General features: G+C 70.2%; 1 protein-coding gene. It reads left to right on the forward strand.

Going from position 1 to position 1,446, the window contains the following annotated elements; translation table 11 throughout:
* Positions 1-1,438, forward strand: a 1,438-nt coding sequence (locus ABH931_RS39625) for an IS200/IS605 family accessory protein TnpB-related protein (RefSeq protein WP_370124846.1), incomplete at its 5' end; no start/stop codon positions are given.
* Between the last annotated feature and the right edge of the window lie 8 nt (positions 1,439-1,446).

The following is a 1,446-nucleotide window of genomic DNA, read 5'->3' on the forward strand; positions in this document are numbered from 1 at the left end:
CAGGTGGGCGGAGCGCAAGCGCGAACTGACTGCTGCCTCGTCGTCGCGGTGGGCCGGTTCGGTGACCTCGAACACCCACGACCAGTGGGGACTTGCCCGGCGCGCCCAGCACGCGCACCTGCGGTCGCTCGAAGCCGCAATTCGTACCGTGAGGCATCGTCTGTCGCTGCCGGTCGGCGAGAAGGGAAGCAAAGGGACGCCCGGTGGTTACCGCTCGCGGCACGAGTGGTTTGCCAAGTCACGCCGCCTGGCGATCCTCGAAGCCACGCACGAGCACGTCCGGTCCGAGCGTGAGGCCGGACGCGTGTCCATCGTCCGGGGCGGGCGGCGGCGGCTCAAACAACGCCACCATCTCACCGCCGCGAACAGGACCCAGGCACAGTGGCGGGCCGAATGGGAGGCAGCCCGCTGGTTCCTGACCGCCGACGGCGAATCCGGCAAGCGCCTGGGTAACGAGACCATCCGCGTCACCTCGCAGGGCGAGGTGAGCGTCAAACTGCCCGCCCCGCTCACCCACCTGGCCAACACCGCACACGGCCGCTACACCCTCACCACCCAGGTGACCTTCCCCTACCGGGGCGAGGAATGGCGCGACCGGATCGAAGCGCACCGGGCGGTCGCCTACCGCATCCACCTCAACACCGCCTCGGGACGCTGGTACCTGGACGCGTCCTGGAAGCGCGCCGCGCCGCCTGTCGTCCCACTCGACGGTCTGCGTGCGCACGGCGTGGTCGGCGTGGACACCAACGCCGACCACCTGGCCGCATGGCTGCTGGACGAGCACGGCAACCCGGTCGGCAGGCCGCGTCGCTTCGACTACGACCTGACCGGCACCTCCGGCCGGCGCGACGCGCAACTGCGCCACGCCCTGACCCGCCTGCTGCACTGGGCCAAGTCCACCCAGGTCCAGGCGATCGCGATCGAGGACCTGGACTTCACCGACTCCACCACCCGTGAGAAGCACGGCCGCAGGAAGAAATTCCGGCAGCTCGTCTCCGGCATCCCCACCAGCAGACTCCGCGCACGGCTGGTGTCGATGTGCGCCGAGGCCGGAATCGGCGTCATCGCCGTCGACCCCGCCTACACCAGCCTGTGGGGCGCACAACACTGGCACAAGCCGCTGACCGACAAGAACCGTAAGACCAGCCGACACGCCGCCGCCGCGGTGGCCATCGGCAGGCGCGCCCTCGGGCACCGCGTCCGGCGACGGACGGCACCGCCCCCGCACCACCAGAGCGATGGTGCGGGGCACCGGACCGCCCAGGCCGAACACGGGACCCGAGGGCGTGAGGGAACCCGCCCCCGCATCCCCGGACCACGGACACGATCCGTGTCGCCGGACGCGGAGCGAACGCGGACGACCAGCGCATCCAAAACCGTTCGGAATGCGCCAGTGAACCAGGATCGGGCCCAAAGCTCACTCCTGCACACTGAATAGGAACGGTT

The sequence above is a fragment of the Streptacidiphilus sp. MAP12-33 genome, assembly GCF_041261265.1.
Lineage (GTDB): Bacteria > Actinomycetota > Actinomycetes > Streptomycetales > Streptomycetaceae > Streptacidiphilus.